At 32.7% G+C, this 19,721-nt stretch carries 23 protein-coding genes and 1 tRNA gene; 21 read left to right on the top strand and 3 right to left on the bottom strand.

Annotated features, from left to right (window positions below; genetic code table 11):
• The first annotated feature begins 140 nt into the window (after positions 1–140).
• The 14 genes from dsrA (at position 141) to HUW60_RS03960 (ending at position 12,623) form a co-directional block, all read left to right on the top strand.
• Positions 141–1,442 (top strand): dissimilatory-type sulfite reductase subunit alpha, encoded by a 1,302-nt coding sequence (gene dsrA / locus HUW60_RS04025; protein ID WP_190600254.1) that lies wholly within the window; start codon positions 141–143, stop codon positions 1,440–1,442.
• A gap of 75 nt (positions 1,443–1,517) precedes the next feature.
• Positions 1,518–2,591, top strand: a complete 1,074-nt coding sequence (gene dsrB / locus HUW60_RS04020) for a dissimilatory-type sulfite reductase subunit beta (protein WP_190600253.1) — start codon at positions 1,518–1,520, stop codon at positions 2,589–2,591.
• Positions 2,592–2,603: 12 nt separating this feature from the next.
• Positions 2,604–3,005, top strand: a complete 402-nt coding sequence (gene tusD / locus HUW60_RS04015) for a sulfurtransferase complex subunit TusD (protein ID WP_190600252.1) — start codon at positions 2,604–2,606, stop codon at positions 3,003–3,005.
• A gap of 3 nt (positions 3,006–3,008) precedes the next feature.
• Positions 3,009–3,413, top strand: coding sequence for a sulfurtransferase complex subunit TusC (tusC, locus tag HUW60_RS04010; RefSeq protein ID WP_190600251.1), 405 nt, complete (start codon positions 3,009–3,011; stop codon positions 3,411–3,413).
• Positions 3,414–3,424: 11 nt separating this feature from the next.
• Entirely contained in the window at positions 3,425–3,721 is a 297-nt protein-coding gene (gene tusB / locus HUW60_RS04005) for a sulfurtransferase complex subunit TusB (protein WP_190600250.1), read from the top strand.
• 29 nt (positions 3,722–3,750) lie between these two features.
• Positions 3,751–4,074, top strand: coding sequence for a TusE/DsrC/DsvC family sulfur relay protein (locus tag HUW60_RS04000; protein WP_190600249.1), 324 nt, complete (start codon positions 3,751–3,753; stop codon positions 4,072–4,074).
• 77 nt (positions 4,075–4,151) lie between these two features.
• The gene (locus HUW60_RS03995) at positions 4,152–4,925 is read left to right on the top strand and encodes a respiratory nitrate reductase subunit gamma (RefSeq protein ID WP_190600248.1); all 774 of its coding nucleotides are present in this window, start codon (positions 4,152–4,154) and stop codon (positions 4,923–4,925) included.
• A gap of 1 nt (position 4,926) precedes the next feature.
• Positions 4,927–6,492: a sulfate reduction electron transfer complex DsrMKJOP subunit DsrK gene (dsrK, locus tag HUW60_RS03990; protein WP_190600247.1), complete on the top strand. Its 1,566-nt coding sequence runs from the start codon at positions 4,927–4,929 to the stop codon at positions 6,490–6,492.
• Positions 6,493–6,547: 55 nt separating this feature from the next.
• Positions 6,548–8,512 carry an NAD(P)-binding protein gene (locus HUW60_RS03985; RefSeq protein WP_190600246.1) on the top strand — a complete coding sequence of 655 codons (1,965 nt, stop codon included), beginning with the start codon at positions 6,548–6,550 and terminating at the stop codon, positions 8,510–8,512.
• A gap of 29 nt (positions 8,513–8,541) precedes the next feature.
• Positions 8,542–8,925, top strand: coding sequence for a sulfur reduction protein DsrJ (locus HUW60_RS03980; RefSeq protein WP_190600245.1), 384 nt, complete (start codon positions 8,542–8,544; stop codon positions 8,923–8,925).
• A complete protein-coding gene (gene dsrO, locus HUW60_RS03975; RefSeq protein ID WP_190600244.1) occupies positions 8,922–9,653 on the top strand; it encodes a sulfate reduction electron transfer complex DsrMKJOP subunit DsrO in 732 nt (243 codons plus the stop codon). The genes HUW60_RS03980 and dsrO overlap by 4 nt, the downstream gene beginning before the upstream one ends.
• Positions 9,654–9,678: 25 nt before the next feature.
• Positions 9,679–10,881, top strand: a complete 1,203-nt coding sequence (gene nrfD, locus HUW60_RS03970) for an NrfD/PsrC family molybdoenzyme membrane anchor subunit (RefSeq protein ID WP_190600243.1) — start codon at positions 9,679–9,681, stop codon at positions 10,879–10,881.
• A gap of 27 nt (positions 10,882–10,908) precedes the next feature.
• The gene (locus HUW60_RS03965; RefSeq protein ID WP_190600242.1) at positions 10,909–12,285 is read left to right on the top strand and encodes a cobyrinic acid a,c-diamide synthase CobB; all 1,377 of its coding nucleotides are present in this window, start codon (positions 10,909–10,911) and stop codon (positions 12,283–12,285) included.
• Positions 12,282–12,623: a HesB/IscA family protein gene (locus HUW60_RS03960; RefSeq protein ID WP_190600241.1), complete on the top strand. Its 342-nt coding sequence runs from the start codon at positions 12,282–12,284 to the stop codon at positions 12,621–12,623. The genes HUW60_RS03965 and HUW60_RS03960 overlap by 4 nt, the downstream gene beginning before the upstream one ends.
• A 390-nt stretch (positions 12,624–13,013) precedes the next feature.
• Here the strand turns inward: HUW60_RS03960 and tsaE are convergent, their stop codons facing one another.
• A complete protein-coding gene (gene tsaE / locus HUW60_RS03955) occupies positions 13,014–13,469 on the bottom strand; it encodes a tRNA (adenosine(37)-N6)-threonylcarbamoyltransferase complex ATPase subunit type 1 TsaE (RefSeq protein WP_190600240.1) in 456 nt (151 codons plus the stop codon).
• Positions 13,466–14,419 carry a calcium/sodium antiporter gene (locus tag HUW60_RS03950; protein WP_190600239.1) on the bottom strand — a complete coding sequence of 318 codons (954 nt, stop codon included), beginning with the start codon at positions 14,417–14,419 and terminating at the stop codon, positions 13,466–13,468. Before HUW60_RS03950 ends, tsaE begins: the two co-directional genes overlap by 4 nt.
• A 61-nt stretch (positions 14,420–14,480) precedes the next feature.
• Between HUW60_RS03950 and HUW60_RS03945 the strand changes: the two genes are divergently transcribed.
• From HUW60_RS03945 to HUW60_RS03935, 3 genes are read left to right on the top strand one after another with little or no spacing between them, the layout of a single operon-like run.
• Positions 14,481–15,074 (top strand): hypothetical protein, encoded by a 594-nt coding sequence (locus tag HUW60_RS03945; protein WP_190600238.1) that lies wholly within the window; start codon positions 14,481–14,483, stop codon positions 15,072–15,074.
• 12 nt (positions 15,075–15,086) lie between these two features.
• Entirely contained in the window at positions 15,087–15,824 is a 738-nt protein-coding gene (locus HUW60_RS03940; RefSeq protein WP_238924462.1) for a uroporphyrinogen-III synthase, read from the top strand.
• 38 nt (positions 15,825–15,862) lie between these two features.
• A complete protein-coding gene (locus HUW60_RS03935) occupies positions 15,863–16,306 on the top strand; it encodes a hypothetical protein (protein WP_238924460.1) in 444 nt (147 codons plus the stop codon).
• 12 nt (positions 16,307–16,318) lie between these two features.
• On the opposite strand, the gene metF is transcribed toward HUW60_RS03935, so the two are convergent.
• Positions 16,319–17,140, bottom strand: a complete 822-nt coding sequence (metF, locus tag HUW60_RS03930) for a methylenetetrahydrofolate reductase [NAD(P)H] (RefSeq protein ID WP_190600235.1) — start codon at positions 17,138–17,140, stop codon at positions 16,319–16,321.
• A 164-nt stretch (positions 17,141–17,304) separates the two neighbouring features.
• Here metF and infA point away from each other — a divergent pair, with 164 nt between their 5' ends.
• The 4 genes from infA to oadA all read left to right on the top strand — a co-directional run bounded on the left by infA (position 17,305) and on the right by oadA (position 19,710).
• Positions 17,305–17,523, top strand: a complete 219-nt coding sequence (gene infA, locus HUW60_RS03925) for a translation initiation factor IF-1 (RefSeq protein ID WP_011930150.1) — start codon at positions 17,305–17,307, stop codon at positions 17,521–17,523.
• A 7-nt stretch (positions 17,524–17,530) separates the two neighbouring features.
• A tRNA-Leu gene (locus HUW60_RS03920) sits at positions 17,531–17,615 on the top strand.
• A gap of 20 nt (positions 17,616–17,635) precedes the next feature.
• Positions 17,636–17,875 carry an OadG family protein gene (locus tag HUW60_RS03915; protein WP_190600234.1) on the top strand — a complete coding sequence of 80 codons (240 nt, stop codon included), beginning with the start codon at positions 17,636–17,638 and terminating at the stop codon, positions 17,873–17,875.
• A gap of 5 nt (positions 17,876–17,880) precedes the next feature.
• A complete protein-coding gene (oadA, locus tag HUW60_RS03910; RefSeq protein ID WP_190600233.1) occupies positions 17,881–19,710 on the top strand; it encodes a sodium-extruding oxaloacetate decarboxylase subunit alpha in 1,830 nt (609 codons plus the stop codon).
• Positions 19,711–19,721: the final 11 nt, after the last annotated feature.

Here is a 19,721-nt window from a genome sequence, read left to right as displayed (position 1 = left end):
AACTAATCTACCTCCTAAGGGTAGTAGTTAGTACCACTAATCAGCTCTAGTATTATCCCTATTTTAAGTATAATTTATTTTGTTCAACATCTTCTTGTGAGAACATCCAAGGGATTTATTTAATATACTGGAGAGATAAAATGGCAGAGTTATATAACACACCAAACCTTGATGAGTTGGAAAATGGTCCATGGCCTTCATTCGTTACAGGACTTAAAAGATTAGCAAGCGATAGTCATGCTGGTGCTGAGATGGCGCGTGACGTATTAGGCACACTAGAAACTTCATATGTAACCAAAAAAGGCTATTGGAAAGGTGGTACAGTTGGTGTTATTGGTTATGGTGGTGGTATCATTCCACGTTTTAATGAGTTAAAAGATGATAAAGGAGAGTATAAGTTTCCTGCGGCAGGTGAGTTTCATACCTTGCGTGTTCAACCACCAGCAGGGATGCACTACACATCAACTTTATTAAGAGATATGTGTGATATGTTTGTAGATAATGGAGGTTCTGGTTTAATTGCATTACACGGTCAATCAGGCGACATCATGTTACAAGGTGCTACTGAAGAAACAACACAGACTATTTTTAATACATTTAATGATTATGGTTTTGATTTAGGTGGTGCTGGTCCTGCAGTACGTACAGGAATGTCTTGTGTCGGTGCTTCACGTTGTGAGATGTCAAATGTTAATGAGCAAGCGGTTTTGCGTACATTAGTTAATGCTTTTTTAGATGATATGCATCGTCCAGCACTACCATATAAGATGAAATTTAAAGTGTCAGGCTGTTCAAATGATTGTATGAATACAGTTCAACGTGCTGACTTTGCAGTTATTGGTACCTGGAGAGATGATATTAAAGTTAACCAATATTTATGGCAGTCTATGGTGGCAGATAAAGGTCGTAGTTATGTTGTTGATAATATTATTTCTCGTTGTCCTACTAGTGCTATGACTCTTAATGAGGACGATTCGGTTACAATTGATAACAAGAATTGTGTTAAATGTATGCATTGTTTAAATGTTACTAGCCCCTTAACTCATAAATATATTGCTAAAGGTGATGTAGAGCCTATTCTAGCAACTGGTGATGATAAAGGTGTTATGATTATTATGGGCGGTAAGCGTACGCTTAAAATTGGTGATTTATTTGGTTCAGTAGTTGTGCCATTTATGAAAATGGATACAGCAGATAATCTTGAAGAAATTGAAAATTTGGCAGGTGAAGTGATTGATTTCTTTGCTGAAAATGCATTAGAACATGAAAGAACTGGTGAAATGATTGAGCGTATTGGTGTGGTTAATTTTCTTGAAGGAATTGGCCTTAACGTAGATCCTAATATGGTTAATTCTACACGTACTTCATCTTATGTTCGTATGGATACATGGGACGAAGAAGCTATTAAGTGGTTTGAAAATAAAGCAGAGGTAAGTGCATAATCATATAGTTTAAATAACAAACTTTTAGGTGAATGTAGATTTTACCTAATTTTATAATATATTGGGAGAAATAAAATGGCTAAAGCACCAAGAATGCCTATTGAATCAGGTTGTCCTGATCCTATTCAATACATGCATCCAACCATGCGTCGTAACTACGGACAATGGGTTTATCATGATCGTCCTCGTCCAGGTGTATTACATCACACTTCAAAAAATCATGAAGAAATTTGGACAGTTCGTTGTGGCACTTCACGTCAAATGGATGTGTATACTATTAGAAAATTAGCTGATATTGCTGATGAATTTGCTGATGGACATGTACGGTTTACTATGCGTTCTAATGTTGAATATATGGTGGCTGATGAAGCTAAAGTTGAGTCATTAATTGAAGCACTAACTGAATCAGGTTTTCCTGTAGGTGGTACAGGTCCATCAGTAACCATGATTTCACATACTCAAGGTTGGTTGCATTGTGATATTCCAGGTACAGATGCTTCTGGTATTGTAAAGTCACTCATGGATGAAATGCATGAGGAATTCACTAGAGAAGAAATGCCTAATCGTGTACATATGACTACTTCTTGTTGTCAGATTAATTGTGGTGGTCAAGGTGATATTGCTCTTAATGTTCAACATACTAAACCACCTAAAATTAACCATGATTTAGTGGCTAACGTGTGTGAGCGTCCCACTGTTGTAGCACGTTGTCCAGTTGCTGCGATTCGTCCTGCAATGGTTAATGGCAAGCCAACATTGGAAGTTGATGAGAAGAAATGTATCTGTTGTGGTGCATGCTTTCCGCCATGCCCGCCGATGCAAATTAATGATCCTGAATATTCTAAGATTGCATTATGGATTGGTGGTAAGAACTCAAATGCTAGATCTAAACCTTCGTTTCATAAATTAGTTGCTTCTAATTTGCCTAATAATCCACCAAGATGGCCAGAAGTTACTGCAGTGGTTAAAAATATTTTATCTATTTATAAAGAAGATGCTCGTGATTGGGAAAGAATGGGTGAATGGGTTGACCGTATTGGTTGGCCAGCATTTTTTGAGAAGACAGGTTTGCCGTTTACTAAATTTCATATCAATGATTGGAAGGGTGCGCGTCATGAGTTAAATTCTTCTGCATATATTCGTTTTTAAATAGCTTTTATTATGAAGATTTCTATTCAAATTAACGAAGGACCATATCAGCATCAAGCATCTGATACAGCATATCAATTTGCTAAAGCAGCAATTGAAAAAGGGCATGAAATTTTTCGTGTATTTTTCTATCATGATGGTGTGAATAATGCATCACGTTTTACAATACCTCCACAAGACGATCGTAATGTTGTTAACCAGTGGGCTGAGTTAGGAATTAAGAACGCTAATAGCGAACCTGAACTTGTTGTATGTGTAGCAGCAGCGCTTCGTCGTGGAATGTTAGATGAATCCGAAGCGAGCAAAAATGGTATTGATGGTAATAATATTCATCCAGCATTTCGTATTTCTGGTTTAGGTCAGTTGATTGAAGCAGGCATTCAGTCCGATCGTTTAGTAGTATTTGGAGACTAATTTATGGCAATTAAAAAATTTATGTATTTAAATCGTCGTTCTTCATTTGGTACAGTATATGCAATTGAGTCGTTGGAAGTTGTATTGGTTGCTGCAGCGTTTGATCAAGATGTCTCTTTGGCTTTTATTGATGATGGTGTGTATCAAATTATTGAAGGTCAAAATACTAATGGTATTGGTATGAAGAATTTCTCTAAAACTTTTCATGCTTTAGGAGATTATGAAATTAATAAACTTTATGTATCAGCGGAGTCTTTAGAAGAAAGAGGTCTAAGTGTAGATGATTTAATGCCTTTAGTGTATGAAGATGAGGATGATAATTGGGTAGAAAAATCAAGTATTAAAGTGGTTTCTAATGCAGAGATTTCAAAAATTATGTCTAAACAAGACGTATGTTTTAGTTTTTAAGGGAATTGAATATGTTACATACTGTTAATAAATCATCTTTTGAGCGAAATTCACTCAAATCCTGTATTAATATAATTGATGATACAAGTGTCATTTTATTAATTGAAGATGGTGTTATTTCTGCGACAAAAAATATTAATTCATCAATGATTGCCAATCTTGCCAATCAAGGTAGAGTTTATGCGCTTCAAGGTGATGTTAAGGCGAGAGGAATTTCTTCAAAACTTATTGATAATATTAAATTAATTGATTATACAGGTTTTGTTGATTTGGTTGTTGAACATGGAACTTCGGTTTCTTGGGTTTAATTTATAATTTTTATATAGGAGTAAAAAAAATGGCTGATATTTTAGGCGCAGAAGTAGATGAAGAAGGTTTCTTGGTAGATCTAGGTGATTGGAGTAAGGAAATTGCTGAACAAATGGCAAAAGATGATGATGTTTTATTAAGTAATGAACATTGGGATGTGATTAATTTTTTACGTGAATATTTTGAAGAGTATCAAATTGCACCTGCAGTACGTGTATTAACTAAAGCGATTGCTAAAAGAATGGGTAAAGATAAAGGTAACTCTAAGTATTTATATTCTTTATTTCCATATGGCCCTGGTAAACAAGGTTGTCGTTTTGCTGGATTGCCAAAACCAACTGGTTGTATTTAAGTCAATACAAACGTAATAAAAACATTTGCTTTTGTGAATGTTTTTTTGATATTTTATTCATTGAATTTGAGAGCAACATGTCTGTAATAAGCATTTTTTTTACCGCTTTATTTTATATTTCATTAATTGTATTTTTTATTGGGATGGTGAAAAAAATATATCAATTTGGGATAACTCCAGCTCCTCTTAAAATTCCTATTGCACCAACTCCGTTAACACAAAAAGGTGTAGTTATGCGTATAATTCGTGAAATAGTTTTATTTGAAAGTTTATTCAGATCAAATAAATGGATTTGGTTGTTTGGCTGGTTATTTCATATTGGTTTATTATTGATTTTAATTCGTCATATACGTTATTTTTGGCCTTATGATTTACCTGATATTTTTTTATTAACTCAATCTTTTAAATACGCTGCTTTTGTGATGGTGATTGGTCTTATTGGATTGATGCTACGTCGTATTTTTGTTGATCGTATCCGTTATATTTCAGCTCCGAGTGATTATTTAATGTTAATTATGTTACTTATTATTGGCATAAGTGGAATGATTATGACATTTACCAGTAATCATACAGACATTATTATGGTAAAGGAATTTGCCTCAGGGCTAGTGAGTTTTAATTGGAAAAATTTACCAACAGAAGTATATTTTTTAATACATATTTTTTTGGTGTTTGTGTTGATGGCAATTTTTCCAATTTCTAAATTATTACATATGCCAGGTATTTTTTTTAGTCCAACACTCAATCAGGTGGATAATGCTCGTTCAAAGCGCCATATTGCACCTTGGGCACTTAAACAAGAAAAAGAACATGCAATACGATTAAAACAAATTTTAGGTAAGGATGAATAGTATGGTAAAAGAATTTGACATTCCGGCATTACCTACTTATCTTGAAACTCCTAAGTTAAAAGAAGGTGTTATGGATGGTGAAGGACCATTTAAATCTGCACAAGAATTTCAAAATCCATTAGGATTTCCTGGTGAAAAAGTAGACAATTGGCAGAAAGTTGCTATTGATAAAATAGGTGAGATTAAGTCTAAATATCGCTCCGTGCAAGTATTTTTAGATTCATGTGTTAAATGTGGTGCTTGCACTGATAAGTGTCATTACTTTTTAGGTTCTTCAGATCCGAAAAATATGCCGGTTGCACGTCAAGATTTGTTTAGAAGCGTGTATCGTCGCTATTTTACTTTTGCAGGTAAATATTTCCCTAAGTTGGTAGGTGCTAAGGAATTAGACAATGATATGTTGGATGATTGGTATAACTATTTTCATCAATGTTCACAGTGTCGTCGTTGTTCAGTATTCTGTCCATACGGTATTGATACAGCTGAAATTTCAATGGCAGCTCGTGAGGTTCTTGATGTGGTTGGTATAGGTCAAAAATACTGTAATCAAATCTTAGGTAAGGCTTTAACAATTGGTAATAACTTAGGTTTGCCTGAACCAGCTTTGCGTGATACATTGCTTGATCTTGAGGAAGAAATTGAAGAAGAGACAGGAGGAATTGCTGTTAAATATCCATTGGACCAAAAAGGCGCTGAAATTTTATTAATTACTCCATCAGCAGATTTTTTTGCTGAACCTCATATTGATGGGTTAATTGGTTATGGTAAGGTATTCCATCAGGATGGAGTGAGTTGGACGTTAAGTTCATATGCTTCTGAAGGGGCTAACTTCGGTATGTTTATTGGTTCTTATGATGTTATGCGTAAAGCTGCTTTACGAATACGTAAAGCAGCTCTTGATTTAGAAGTGTCCCGGGTTATGGTAGGTGAGTGTGGACATGCTTGGCGTGTTGCTTATAGTTTTTGGAATACTTTATCGGGTGTAGGTGTGGGTGCTGCTGATGAATTTAGTCAAAAATTACAAGATCAATTAGATCATCGTTATCCTCAACCACAACATATTATTGAATATACTCATGATTTAATTCAAAGAGGTAAGTTAGTATTTGATAAGTCTGCTAATGATGATCGTACAGTTACTTTCCATGATTCGTGTAATGTTGCACGCGCAACCAATATGGGCGGTATTTTAGGTGGTCAATTTATTTTGCCACGTGAAGTTATTAAATCTGTATGTAATAATTATGTTGATATGGAGCGTAGCACTATTAAAGAGTCAACTTTTTGTTGTGGTGGTGGAGGAGGTTTGCTAACAGACGATTTAATGGAAATTCGTGTAAAAGGTGCAATGCCAAGAATGCAAGCACTGAAAACAGTTGAAAAAGACAATGGCGTGAATACATTAGCTGCTATTTGTGCTATCTGTAAGTCGCAGTTTTCTAAGGTGCTTCCTAAATTTGATTTTGATCCATATATGATTGTGAGTGTTCATCAATTAGTGAGTGAGGCGATTATTATGGATAAGCGAAAAATAGAAGTTCAGGAGGATAAATCAGAAGTTGACTGATGATTTTATTATGGCAGAAATAGAATAATTTTAAACGAATATAAGGAGATTTAATATGCAGAAGAATCCGTATGGTATGCCAACTAAAAGCGATAACCATACATTTAGATTGTATACGAATGATGGTGATGAGCAAAAAACAGTACCATGGAGTCAAAAGATTTTTAAAGAAGATACTTCTCATAAGTGTCCTACTTATGTTACCCAAACACCACCTTGTCAAGGTTCGTGCCCTTCAGGACATAATGTTCGTGGATGGTTAGATATTGTTCGTGGTATGGAGAAGCCTTCTGGTGAACTATCTTGGCAAGAGTATGCATTTCAAAGATCTACAGATTCAAATCCATTTCCATCAATAATGGGTCGTGTTTGTCCAGCACCTTGTGAGGATGGTTGTAATCGTAATGAAGTTGAGAATACAGTTGGTATTAATGCGGTTGAACAGTTTATTGGTGATAATGCAAAAGTTGAGGGTTATACATTTACAATTAATGCTAAAGACACGGGTAAAAAAGTGGCTATTATTGGTGGTGGTTGTGGTGGCTTAACAACAGCACTTAAATTACGTCGTCAAGGTCATAGCGTAACTATATTTGAAAAATACAATCAACTAGGTGGAATGATGATGTACGGAATTCCTGATTATCGTGTGCCCCGTGATGTGTTATCTTATGAGATTGACCGTATTATCAATACAGGTGTTGAAACTAGAATGAATACCAAAGTTGGTATTGATATTACTATTGATGAATTAGAGAAAAAGTTTGATGCAGTTTTATTTGCGATAGGTGCTATGAGTGGTCGTACATTGCCTGTACCAGGAGGTAAAGCAACAAATTGTGTTTCTGGTATTGCTTTTCTTGAAGCGTATAATCAAGGTCGTTTAAGGCATATTACAGGTAAAGTAATTTGTATTGGTGGGGGTGATACATCTATTGATGTTGTATCAGTCGCACGTCGTTTGGGTAATATTAATAATGCTGCTGAGAAAGATCGTCCTGAACATATTATTTTTAGTGATACAACACATGATGTGGTTGATACCTCTAAGCGCTTAGGTGCAGATGTATTATTAACAACACGTTCTACTGTTGTAAATATGCCGGCAGCACAAGAAGAAATTGATGATGCAACTCGTGAAGGTGTTGAAATTCAAGGTCAATTACAACCTGTTGAAGTAATTACAGGAAAAGATGGTCGTGCAACTGCATTACGCATGATTCGTTTAGAAGAGGATGGTAGTACCCCAATTAAAGGTTCTGAGTTTGACATTGAGTGTGAACTAATTGTTTCTGCAATTGGTCAAGGTGTTGATTCTGAAGGTATAGATATTTCTTTCTTTAATAAGCATGGATTTATTGACGCAGATAAGAATTATCAAGTGCCTAATAAGCCAGGTTTCTTTGTTTGTGGTGATGTGATTCGTCCGCACTTATTGACAACTGCTATTGGTCAAGCATCAGTTGTTGCCGAAAGTATCGGTGATTATCTTTCAGGTTCCGAGCAGCATACTCGGCCTAAGGTCGACGTTAGTTATTTTGATTTAATGGAGAAATTAAAAGAATGGGACCTTGCTCCTAAATCTTATAAGTCAGGTTCTGACGTTGCAACTGCAACAGATAGCGCTAATTTTGCCGTGCATAATTATGAAGATCGGGCATTTGCTTCCATAATTCCACATACAGAATTATTCTTAGGTCATTTTGACCATGAACAACAGAATCAACGTAATCACAAATTAGTGGATGTTGATAATGTATTAGGTAATTTTAATGAGCGTTTAATTGGCTATACTGAAAAGGAAGCGCAAAAAGAAGCATCCCGTTGTATGTCTTGTGGATTATGTTTTGAATGTGATAACTGTGTGATGTATTGTCCTCAAGATGCGGTATTTAAAGTTAAGAAAGATAAAGCAACGTTAGGTAGGTATGTTGATACTGATTACAATAAGTGTATTGGTTGTCATATTTGTGCTGATGTTTGTCCGACTGGTTATATACAAATGGGTCTTGGTGAGTAATTCGATTTAATCTAAGCTGGATAAAAATTATGAATCGTTTTTTGGTTGTTTTTTTAAGTTTGTTGGTAAGTAGTGTATTTGCGTATATTGACGAATATGCTAATCTTGGTGAACAAGCTAGTTCTATTAAAGTATCCGGTAAAGTATTTCATGAAAGTCCTTCAATTATTCGAAAAATGCATCCTGAATTATTACGTCATAAACGTAATAAAACCTTGCGTAAAGGTATACGAACAAATGAATATTCTTTAAAAGGTTGTGTTTCGTGCCATGTTAATAAAAATAAGATAAACAATCAATATTACTCAGTTGATAAGAAAGGTCAATTTTGTTCAGATTGTCATAAGAAAGTCGGTGTTAGTTTTGATTGTTTCAGTTGTCATCGTACGGTTCCAAGGGAAAGTTTATTATGAATAAAACATTAAATCGTCGAGATTTTATTAAAATCATGAATGCAACAACGACAGGGGTTGCTATAGTTGCTAGTGGTATTACACTTACCACATTTGCTAGTGTTAATGAAATACCTGTTACCAATAAAAAGCGTTGGGGCTTGTTGATTGATACCAATAAGTTAACTGAGACTGATATTGATGGCATGGTTAATGCTTGTCAACAAGAACAAGGTTGGGGTACTGAAACACACTCAACAGCTAGTCAAAAACCAGGCTGGATTAAAAAACTAAAGGTTAAAGATAAAGCAACTAATAAAGTAAGTAATCTTGCACTTATGTGTCAGCATTGTGAAGAACCGCCTTGTGTTGATGTTTGTCCAACCAACGCTTCTATGAAACGTGAAGATGGGATTGTGTTGGTAGATAAGCATTTATGTATTGGTTGTCGTTATTGTATGATGGCTTGTCCATATGATGCACGTTCATTTGTACATGAAACATTAAACAATCAGAAAGAACATATGCCTCGTGGTAAAGGCACAGTTGAAGCTTGTACGATGTGTGTACACAAGATTGACAAAGGCGAAACACCTGCTTGTGTTGAAAGTGTTAATAGCGAAGCTGTCATTTTTGGTAATTTGTATGATGAATCAAGCCAAATAAACCAAACCCTGAAAATAATTCAATCTTCACAAATCAGGTCAGATCTTAATCTAAATACTGGCGTGCGCTATAGTGGTATTTAAATAATAAATTTAATTTTGGAATTTTATGAGTAATATTCGTTTTGAGCAAATTGAAGGAAAAAGCCTAGGCTTTTATACTTTAATTACAGGACTTTGGATTTTAATTTTGGCTGCACTAGGCAGTGTATACTATGTAGAGCACTACGGTCATTTTGTGACTGGTATGAATAATCGTATTGTATGGGGTATACCACATGTTTTTGCTTTATTCTTGATAATAGCAGCAAGTGGTGCATTAAACGTGGCTTCAATTTCTTCTGTGTTTAATAAAAAGCTATATAAATCATTATCACGTTTATCTGGTTTAGTTGCGTTATCATTATTAGCCGGAGGGTTAATGGTATTAGTTCTTGATTTAGGTCGTATAGATCGTTTAATTGTTGCAATGACTGAATATAATTTTAAATCAATTTTTGCTTGGAATATTATTTTATATAATGGCTTCTTTGTAGTAGTTGCTATTTATTTATGGATGATGTTTGAGCGTCGTATGGATAAGTTTAGTCATAAAGTGGGTTTAGTTGCTTTTAGTTGGCGTTTAATTTTAACTACAGGAACAGGCTCTATTTTTGGATTTTTAGTTGCTAGACAAGCTTATGATGCTGTTATTATGGCTCCTATGTTTATCATTATGTCTTTTTCATTTGGGTTGGCATCTTTCATACTGATTTTAATGGCGAGCTATAAGTGGACTAACAGGCCTTTAGGAAATATTATAGTAAATCGTTTAAGAAATCTTTTAGGTGTATTTGTTGCAGCAGTTATGTATTTTGTAGCGGTATATCATTTGGGTAATTTGTACTTAGCAGAAAATGCTGGTATTGAGAACTTTATTCTTTTTGATGGTGGTATTTATACAAAATTATTTTGGTATGGTCAAATTATTTTGGGTGGTATTGTTCCCATGGTATTGATTTATCATCCTTTTACTAAAGGAGATCGTTCAATGTTAGGTTTGTCTTCTGTGTTAATTATTATTGGTGGGTTTGTCCAATTATACGTTATTATCATTGGGGGTCAGGCTTATCCAATGGAGTTATTTCCAGGCAAGGAGATTTTAGAGGGTTATGGTGATATTGCTCAATATTTAGTTTCATTACCAGAAATTTTTCTTGGTATTGGTGGTATTGCTTTAGCAATCATTATAGTTACATTTTTAGTTAAATTTTTAGCATTCTTACCGGAGAGTTTGGAAGATGATTTGACTGATTCATATCATAAAGGATAGTTTTATATTAAAATTAAGTAGATATTAATGTCTTTATCGTTTTATTTATCTGCTGCTCATAAATCATCAGGAAAAACTGTTATTAGTTTAGGATTATGTGCTGCATTTAAACAACAATCTTTAAATGTCCAGACTTTTAAAAAAGGGCCTGATTATATTGACCCTATTTGGCTTTCTAAAGCCAGTGGAAACCCTTGTTATAATTTAGATTTTTATAACATGACTGATGATGAAATAATCCAGTTGTATCAAAACCAAAGTTCAAATAGTGATATTGATATTATTGAAGGAAATAAAGGTTTGTTTGATGGTATGAGTGTTACTGGTGGTGATGCTAACGCCGATCTTGCTAAATTATTAATGACTCCTGTGATATTAGTGATTGACAGTACAGGTATTACCCGTGGTGTTGCACCACTGCTTAGTGGTTATCAAGTATTTGATAAAGAGATAAATATTGCTGGTGTTATCTTAAATAAAGTAGCTAGTGAGCGTCATGAATCAAAATTGATACAGGCTATTAATTATTACACTGATATTCATGTGTTAGGCTGTATACGTCGTTCTAAAGCATTAATAATTGATGAGCGTCATTTAGGATTAATGCCTGCTAACGAAACATCACAATCGCAAATTTTTATCAAAAAAGTTGCTAATATTATTACTGATCAAGTTGATCTTAATATATTATTGGACTTTAATTGCGTTAAGTCCAATAATAAAATTATTAACACATATACAAATGTCAATACAATTAAGGAAAAAATCATTATTGCTATTGCTAAAGATGCTGTGTTTAATTTTTATTATCAGGATGATTTGGATAAATTTGAGTCATTAGGCGTTAGTATAAAATACTTTGATACACTTAAAGATAATAATTTGCCAATATGTGATGGGTTGTTTATCGGTGGTGGTTTTCCAGAAATGCAACTTGAGGCGTTAAATGCTAATCAATCCTTATTAGAAGATATTAAAACTAAAATAGAACACAATTTACCAACGTATGTAGAGTGTGGTGGTTTAATGTATTTAACCAATAGCATTACTAATAATAAAGAAACTTATTCAATGATTGGTATAATTGATGCAGATAGTTATATGATGTCTAAGCCTATTGGTAGAGGTTATGTTGAGTTAGAACCAACCGATGAGCATTGTTGGTCTGGAGTATCTAAGCATATTTATGCACATGAATTTCACTACTCAAAGCTTAAAAATATTAATTCCAATACACGCTATGCTTTTAATGTTTTGCGTGGTGTAGGTGTGAGTAATAAGTTTGATGGTATTATGAAGTATAATCTTTTGGCTTCATACACACATTTGCATAATGTAGCGAGTAATGAATGGGTTATACAATTTGTGGATTTTATAAATAAGGTTAAAGAACAGGAGCTATGATTATAATTACAAAAAAGGCGTCGGATGAAATCATTTTATCAACTCATAATCCAGAAAATAAAGGACTTTTGATTCGCTTTTTTGTCGATAAAACTGATGATGGTTTTCAATATTTTATGGGTTTTGATGATCGTAATGACAGCGATATCCACCTTAAATCTAATGGTATTGAGTATATTTTTGCTTATGATCAAAAAGTATTACTTGAAGGTATGGTGGTGGATTTTGACCAGATAGATAAAAATAGCGATTATCATTTTGTATTTATGAACCCAAACGATCCAAATTATGAACCACCAGAAAAGGAATGTGCACCTGATAAGTTAAATAACAAGTAGCTTATAAGATTTATTTGTAATAATTTAAAATACCTATAATAATAAATTGCGTTAGCAATATTAATCTTGTTCTTTTGAATTTTAAGTTATTATTCATCTTAAAGATGAATAATAAATGTAGTTATAGCTAACATAGAGGAAGTTTATGGCATAATTAAAATAATAGAATCTTTTTTTTTGTTTTTATGTAAAGGGTTGTTTTTATTCAGTTTATCTTAAAATTCTAATTTCTGTTTATGGATATCATGATTTTTTTAGGGTAATTCTATAAAATTTTAGTCATCTTTAATATCAATTGTAGTTTTAGTTTATTCAGGTACTGGTTTAATAAACAATGTGTTTCTATTGTTTGTAACAAAGATAAATAAATTTTATTGGAAAAAGTTTCTATCAGTTGATGCATGCAAGTAGTTGATTACCAACTTGTGTATGAGTTGTTATTTGTAGTTCATGCTTATCTAAATCATCAGTTATTTTAATTATCATATCTGTTGGCGCAATTATACCTTTGCCTAATTCTGCCCATTCAATCAACTGAATATGCCCAGGTGCTAAATATTCTCGAATACCAATATATTCTAACTCTTGTGCATCGCCTAATCGATAACAATCAAAGTGGTGAATATTGATTTTATCATTGATATAGCTTTCTACAAGAGAATAGGTAGGGCTTTTAACTTGATCAAATCCATAGAACTGGATAAAACCTCTAGCAAATGTAGTCTTTCCAACTCCTAAATCACCTTCTAAATAAATAACAATGCAACTATCAACTAACTGAGTACACTGAGCTAATTGATGTGCAATATGATAAGTATCAGACTCATTGTTAAGAGTTAATTTCATAATAATTGATACATATAAAGACTAAATATACCAACAAGAAAAAACCCTCCAAAACGATTAATAATATGTTTTTTGCTAAACTTGTAAGAAATAACAAACAATAAAATAGTCAATAATAACATGAGTGGATAGTCTCTATTTATAACTTCAATTGGTACATCTGATGGATGGATTAATCCTGGTATAGCTAATACAGCAATAGTGTTAAATATGTTAGAGCCGATTATATTGCCAACCACCATTGTATATTGTTTTTTCAAAACGCTTGAGATTGATACCGCTAGTTCTGGTAAGCTAGTTCCTAGAGCTATAATGCTAAGCCCAATAATAAGATCTGAAATACCAAATATTTTAGCTACTTCTACACCACCCCAGGCTATAAGTTCTGCGCTAGAGACCAAAATCGTTAAGCTTATAATTAGAATTATCTGAGTTTTTTTAATTTGATTCTTATTGATATTATGTTTAAATTCATCAAAATTATGATGTGTTTTATTTTTTGCTTGTTTAAAGATATAAGCAAAAAATAAAACTAATAAAGATGATAAAATCAAACCATCTTTAAAATCAAGGCGATAATCATATAACAAAAATCCTGCACAAAGTGTAGTAATCATTAAAAATAACCATTCTTTTTTTAAGATATCCCATTGTATGTTAATTGGGGAAATAATTGCGCTAATACCTAATATTAGGGAAATATTAAAAATATTAGAACCAACTGCATTGCCAATACTAAGTCCTGTATTACCTTTTATAGCGGCAAGTGCTGATATTAATATTTCAGGTATACTAGTGCCAAATCCTAATATGATTATCCCAATAATAAAGGGTGATATTTTAAAAATATTAGCAATTTTTACCCCATTTTCAGTAAATTTATCCGCACTCCAAATTAAAAGTGTAAATCCTGATAACAAGGCAATAATTGGTAGTAGAATATCTGGCATTTTTTAATAAATAGATCTTTGTATAAAACTTTTATTTTATTATAAAGACATATAAAACCAAATGAATAAAACAGAATTATTAATTGGTCGTAGTGACTTAGATTTGCTTGACGATTTTTATCCTGATGATTTACCTAATGAATGGCGGTTTGATTATTATTCAACCTTATTCAAAGCATTATCTTTAAAAATTGATACTAAGGAGGATCTTGAACAGATATTTATAGAATTGAAAGAGTCAGATGAGGTGTTCGAATTAGTTGTATATATTGAACAGACACAGTTATTAGAGATACCTTTGCTTATATTGCTACTGCAACCAATCCATCAATATCGATCTCAATTTAATTTATTTTGTGAACTGGATGAACAACCAAGTAATGAAGTAATGAAAATATTAAGTGATTATAAATTATGTTTTCAGTCTGATAAAAAACTTAAGTTTGATTTAAATACCAAGCTAATAACAAATAAATATTTTTATTTTACTCAATTTCCTATTCTTTATACTTCTAATATTTTGGATGAAAAACAAATTAGAAATTTTTTACAAGATGTATCGTTAGTTAATACTAAAATTGTACTTATTTGTAAGTATGCAGAAAGTGAAACATTGAATAAAATACGAATTATTGCTGAAATATTAGGGTTTTAGTCAGTGAATGTAATGTTGACTAGACCAGCTTTACAAGTAGAAGAACTACAAAATATGGTGGTTAAAAGCGGTAATAATCCACTTTTTTTCCCAACTTTAAAGCTTCACCCTATCGATATTAGATCAGAAAAAAATCATTATGATGTGATTATTTTTATTAGTGCTAATGCTGTTGAATATGGATTAAAGATTCTGAAGAAGATTAGTTATCAGCAGGTTTTAGCAGTGGGTAGTGCTACTGCTAAAAAGTTGAGTGAAAATAATATTATTATTAATGATTTTCCTAAAAATAAGGCTTCTAGCGAAGCTCTGTTAGAACTTGATAGTGTAACCCAGTTGAATGGTAAAACAATTTTAATTTTTAGGGGTAGGGGTGGTAGAGAGACCTTAAAGCAAGGTTTGATTAAGCAAGGAAATCAAGTTGAATATGTTGAGGTATATGAACGTGTTTGCTGTGATATTAGTCACTTACATTGTCAATCTCTTGATAAATTCTTGTTAAGTAGAGAAGGTGTTATTAGTATTACCAGTATAGATAATATGAAATCTCTAATAAAAATAGTTAATCAAATTAATCATGTTGATAAATTGAAAAACTATTTATTGGTCGTTTTGAGTGAAAGGATCAAAATTTATGTCAATTCAATTGAGTTTGATAAAGTATTAGTTACTCCAAATACCAGTAATAATGGTATTATTTCAGTATTAATGAATCTTAATACACTTGACAAACCAGTAAAATGTAGTTAATTTATCAGCTATCTTTAATGGTTTTTTGGAGAGAAAGTGTGATTAAATTAAGCGTTTCACAAGCAGCACGTAAACTTGGCGTAAGTCGTGCTCATATTCAAACACAAATTAATTTGGGTAAGTTACAAACTCACGAGGGCTATGTAACAACGGATAGTATTAGGTTAGCTTACCCTAAGATAAGTTTACATTCAGAACAAGATAAATACATGCAAAAAATGCAACAAATAAAGTCTGATGCTATGTTTAAAGCTGGCGTAGATGATTTTACTAAACAAGAAAATGAAGAAAAATTAATCAATATTGTTACTGCACTTAAATCTAAACTATATAAAGAAAAGCTAAGAAATGAACACTATGCAATGGTGCTTGAAGAATTGTATAGTCGTTTAAATATATTTGAGAAATGTTGTCATACTCAAGATAAAGTGTCTTTGCATAAACTTCAATATTGGATTAAGACACAATCTAATTTAAATTGAGAATATATTAATTTATATTATGTTTTTTGCTAATTTAAGAGATGGTTCAACGAGATTCATTGAATAAAAATGGAAGCTATTTACACCTTGGTTCTTGAGTGTTTGGCATAAATTAGCAACAACATCAAATCCAAAATCATTAAGTGATTCTAGATCATTTTCATAAAATTTAAGTCGTTCTAAAATCCATTTTGGAATTTGTGCGCCACACATACTAGAAAAATTAAGCAATTTAGTATAATTGGTAATAGGCATAATTCCTGGTGTGATTGGAATGTTTATCCCTAGTTTTTGCACGTCATCTTGGAATCTAAAATAGGCATCAGCATTATAGAAGTATTGTGTAATTGCTCCATTTGCACCTGCTTTAACTTTGTTAACAAAGTGTGTTAAATCACTTTCTATATTTTTTGCTTGTGGATGCATTTCAGGGTAGGCTGCTACTTCAATGTTAAAGTTGTCATTATATTTAGATCGAATAAATTCAACTAATTCATTAGCATAATGAAAATCACCTATATTTCTTATATTAGATGGAATATCTCCCCTTAGTGCAATAATATGATTGATATTTATATCTTTGTATTTGTCTAATAATTCAATAATATTAGATTTTTTTAAGCCAATACAAGATAAATGTGGTGTGGCTGGAATATTATTATTTTTTTGAATATCTAATACTGTTTCTAAGGTTGTATCTTGTGTTGTACCACCAGCACCAGAAGTGGCTGAAAAGTATTTAGGCGATACTACACTTAAACTTTGTCTAACTTGGATTAGTTTTTCTTTTCCCTGTTCTGTTTTGGGTGGAAAAAACTCAAAACTGATTTTCATTAATATGTTTATAATAAAAAATATTATTATTATAACTGATTTGGTTAAGATTAAAGCATTTTCAATTTCTATAAAAGTTAGATATCTAGCTTATGATTTTTTTAACTATCCTCTCACAATCGGGTAAAATAACTTGGTTTTAGTTGGAAATTTATAGCGATTTTATGTCAAAAAGTGATTACATCGAGTTAGAAGGTTTTGTTAAAGAAAAGTTACCTAATACAACTTTTATGGTTGAGTTAGAAAATGGTCATTGTATTCTGGCACATATTTCTGGCAAAATTCGCAAGCATTATATTCGAATCCTTCCAGGTGATAAAGTAACCGTTGAGATGACGCCTTATGACTTAACTAAAGGAAGAATTACTTTTAGACATAAATAAAAATATTGCCGATGTGGTGGAATTGGTAGACGCGCTGGATTCAAAATCCAGTTCCTTCGGGGGTGACGGTTCGATTCCGTCCATCGGTACCAAATTAATAAAAAATCATAATATGAAACAAATAGATTTTATAACTCAAGCGCTTAATTTAACTTTGTTTGGTATGGGGTTTGTATTTTTATTTTTAACTTTGTTAGTTGGTATTACTAAGTTAATGTCTATGATTATCCAAAAATTTCAAAGTAAAATTCATGATAAGCAAGATTATCATAACTCTGAGTTTAAGGATGATATGGATGAAGAGACTAAATTTATCATCGAACAAGCAATAAAAATGCATAGGGGAACATAAGGATCATGCTAGATTTTTTTAAAAAATTAACTAAAAGGTCTGATAGTTCACAAGGTAAAAAAGTGGAAATTACAGAGCTTGTTTTTAGAGATGCGCATCAGTCTTTATTTGCAACACGTATGCGTATTGATGATATGTTGCCAATTGCAGATAAATTAGATAAAATAGGCTATTGGTCAATAGAGTCTTGGGGTGGGGCAACTTTTGATTCGTGTATTCGTTATTTAGGAGAAGATCCTTGGGATAGAATTCGTGAGATTAAAAAAGTAATGCCTAACACACCTCAACAGATGTTGCTTAGAGGACAAAATTTATTAGGTTATCGTCATTATAGTGACGATGTGGTTCGTAAATTTGTAGATCAAAGCGCAAAAAATGGCGTGAGTATTTTCCGTATTTTTGATGCAATGAATGATATTCGTAACCTTAAAACAGCAACTGACCAAACGGTTAAGATTGGTCAACATGCGCAAGGTACGTTATCCTATACAATTAGTCCTGTACATAACATTCAAACATGGCTAGATATGGCTAGAGAGATTGAAGATATGGGCACACACTCTCTTTGTATTAAAGATATGGCAGGTTTATTGCAACCATATGTGGCTTATGATTTGATTAAGGCATTAAAAATGGTTGTTGATATTCCTATTCAACTACATGCTCATGCAACAACTGGATTATCTACTGCCACCATTGTTAAGGCTGTTGAAGCTGGTATTGATCGTGTTGATACGGCTATTGGTTCTATGAGTATGACTTATGGTCATAGTGCGACTAATTCTGTGGTTTCTATTTTAGAAAATAGTCCAAGAAAGACAGGCCTAGATTTAAAAAAACTAGAAGAAATTGATGCTTATTTTAGATCAGTGCGTTGTAAATATACACAGTTTGAAGGTTTGCTTAAAGGAGTGGATTCAAGAATTTTATTATCTCAAGTGCCAGGTGGTATGTTAACCAATATGGAAAGTCAATTACGTGAGCAAGGTGCACTTGATAAGATGGATGAAGTATTAGTTGAAATTGCATGTGTACGTAAGGACCTAGGATATATACCATTGGTAACACCAACCTCACAAATTGTAGGAACACAATCTGTTCTTAATGTACTTACTGGTGAACGCTATAAAACAATTACTAAAGAATCTGCTGGGGTGCTTAAAGGTGAATATGGCGCAACACCTGCACCTGTTGATCAAGCTTTACAAGTTAAGGTTTTGGATGGTGGTGAGCCAATTACTTGCAGGCCTGCTGATAATATTGCACCAGAGATGCAGATTCTTGAAAAAGAATTTGATAGAATTGTTGCCAAGAAAGGAATTGTTTTGGCTAAAGAAAAGATTGATGATTTATTGACTTATGCATTATTCCCACAAGTAGGTATTTTATTCTTACAAAATCGAGATAATCCTGATTTTTTTGAGCCAATGTCACAGGTAGTTGATAGTTGTCAAAAATCTAATAAAAAGGAAGAAACTTACACCATTTCGTTTAAAGGCAATTCTTATACTGTTGATGTTTCAGCGGGGGGTGATATTACGTCAATGAAAGCCTCTTATGATCAAACAAAAATATCAACCCCAGTAGAAAAAGAAATACTTAGTATAGCACCAACAACAAAAGGCGAGGTTATTGGTGCGCCATTATCAGGGACTATTTGGAAAATAATAGTTGAAGTGAATCAAAAAATTGCACAAGGAGATGTTTTGGTTATTCTTGAAGCCATGAAAATGGAAACTGAAATTAAGGCCGCTAGAAGTGGTGTTGTGACTGATATTGAGATTAAGGAAGGTGATACAGTCGACGTAGGTCAAACTCTATTAATACTCGCATAATTTTAGATTTT

The organism is Candidatus Vesicomyosocius sp. SY067_SCS001 (assembly GCF_014706615.1).
Classification (GTDB): domain Bacteria; phylum Pseudomonadota; class Gammaproteobacteria; order PS1; family Pseudothioglobaceae; genus Ruthia.
Note: the sequence above shows the minus strand (reverse complement) of the source record. Positions and strands in the feature narration are given on the sequence as shown.

Coding starts and splice junctions, on each gene's coding strand:
- dsrA (WP_190600254.1), top strand. CDS start 141: ATGGCAGAGTTATATAACACACCAAACCTTGATGAGTTGGAAAATGGT.
- dsrB (WP_190600253.1), top strand. CDS start 1,518: ATGGCTAAAGCACCAAGAATGCCTATTGAATCAGGTTGTCCTGATCCT.
- tusD (WP_190600252.1), top strand. CDS start 2,604: ATGAAGATTTCTATTCAAATTAACGAAGGACCATATCAGCATCAAGCA.
- tusC (WP_190600251.1), top strand. CDS start 3,009: ATGGCAATTAAAAAATTTATGTATTTAAATCGTCGTTCTTCATTTGGT.
- tusB (WP_190600250.1), top strand. CDS start 3,425: ATGTTACATACTGTTAATAAATCATCTTTTGAGCGAAATTCACTCAAA.
- HUW60_RS04000 (WP_190600249.1), top strand. CDS start 3,751: ATGGCTGATATTTTAGGCGCAGAAGTAGATGAAGAAGGTTTCTTGGTA.
- HUW60_RS03995 (WP_190600248.1), top strand. CDS start 4,152: ATGTCTGTAATAAGCATTTTTTTTACCGCTTTATTTTATATTTCATTA.
- dsrK (WP_190600247.1), top strand. CDS start 4,927: ATGGTAAAAGAATTTGACATTCCGGCATTACCTACTTATCTTGAAACT.
- HUW60_RS03985 (WP_190600246.1), top strand. CDS start 6,548: ATGCAGAAGAATCCGTATGGTATGCCAACTAAAAGCGATAACCATACA.
- HUW60_RS03980 (WP_190600245.1), top strand. CDS start 8,542: ATGAATCGTTTTTTGGTTGTTTTTTTAAGTTTGTTGGTAAGTAGTGTA.
- dsrO (WP_190600244.1), top strand. CDS start 8,922: ATGAATAAAACATTAAATCGTCGAGATTTTATTAAAATCATGAATGCA.
- nrfD (WP_190600243.1), top strand. CDS start 9,679: ATGAGTAATATTCGTTTTGAGCAAATTGAAGGAAAAAGCCTAGGCTTT.
- HUW60_RS03965 (WP_190600242.1), top strand. CDS start 10,909: ATGTCTTTATCGTTTTATTTATCTGCTGCTCATAAATCATCAGGAAAA.
- HUW60_RS03960 (WP_190600241.1), top strand. CDS start 12,282: ATGATTATAATTACAAAAAAGGCGTCGGATGAAATCATTTTATCAACT.
- tsaE (WP_190600240.1), bottom strand. CDS start 13,469: ATGAAATTAACTCTTAACAATGAGTCTGATACTTATCATATTGCACAT.
- HUW60_RS03950 (WP_190600239.1), bottom strand. CDS start 14,419: ATGCCAGATATTCTACTACCAATTATTGCCTTGTTATCAGGATTTACA.
- HUW60_RS03945 (WP_190600238.1), top strand. CDS start 14,481: ATGAATAAAACAGAATTATTAATTGGTCGTAGTGACTTAGATTTGCTT.
- HUW60_RS03940 (WP_238924462.1), top strand. CDS start 15,087: ATGTTGACTAGACCAGCTTTACAAGTAGAAGAACTACAAAATATGGTG.
- metF (WP_190600235.1), bottom strand. CDS start 17,140: ATGAAAATCAGTTTTGAGTTTTTTCCACCCAAAACAGAACAGGGAAAA.
- infA (WP_011930150.1), top strand. CDS start 17,305: ATGTCAAAAAGTGATTACATCGAGTTAGAAGGTTTTGTTAAAGAAAAG.
- HUW60_RS03915 (WP_190600234.1), top strand. CDS start 17,636: ATGAAACAAATAGATTTTATAACTCAAGCGCTTAATTTAACTTTGTTT.
- oadA (WP_190600233.1), top strand. CDS start 17,881: ATGCTAGATTTTTTTAAAAAATTAACTAAAAGGTCTGATAGTTCACAA.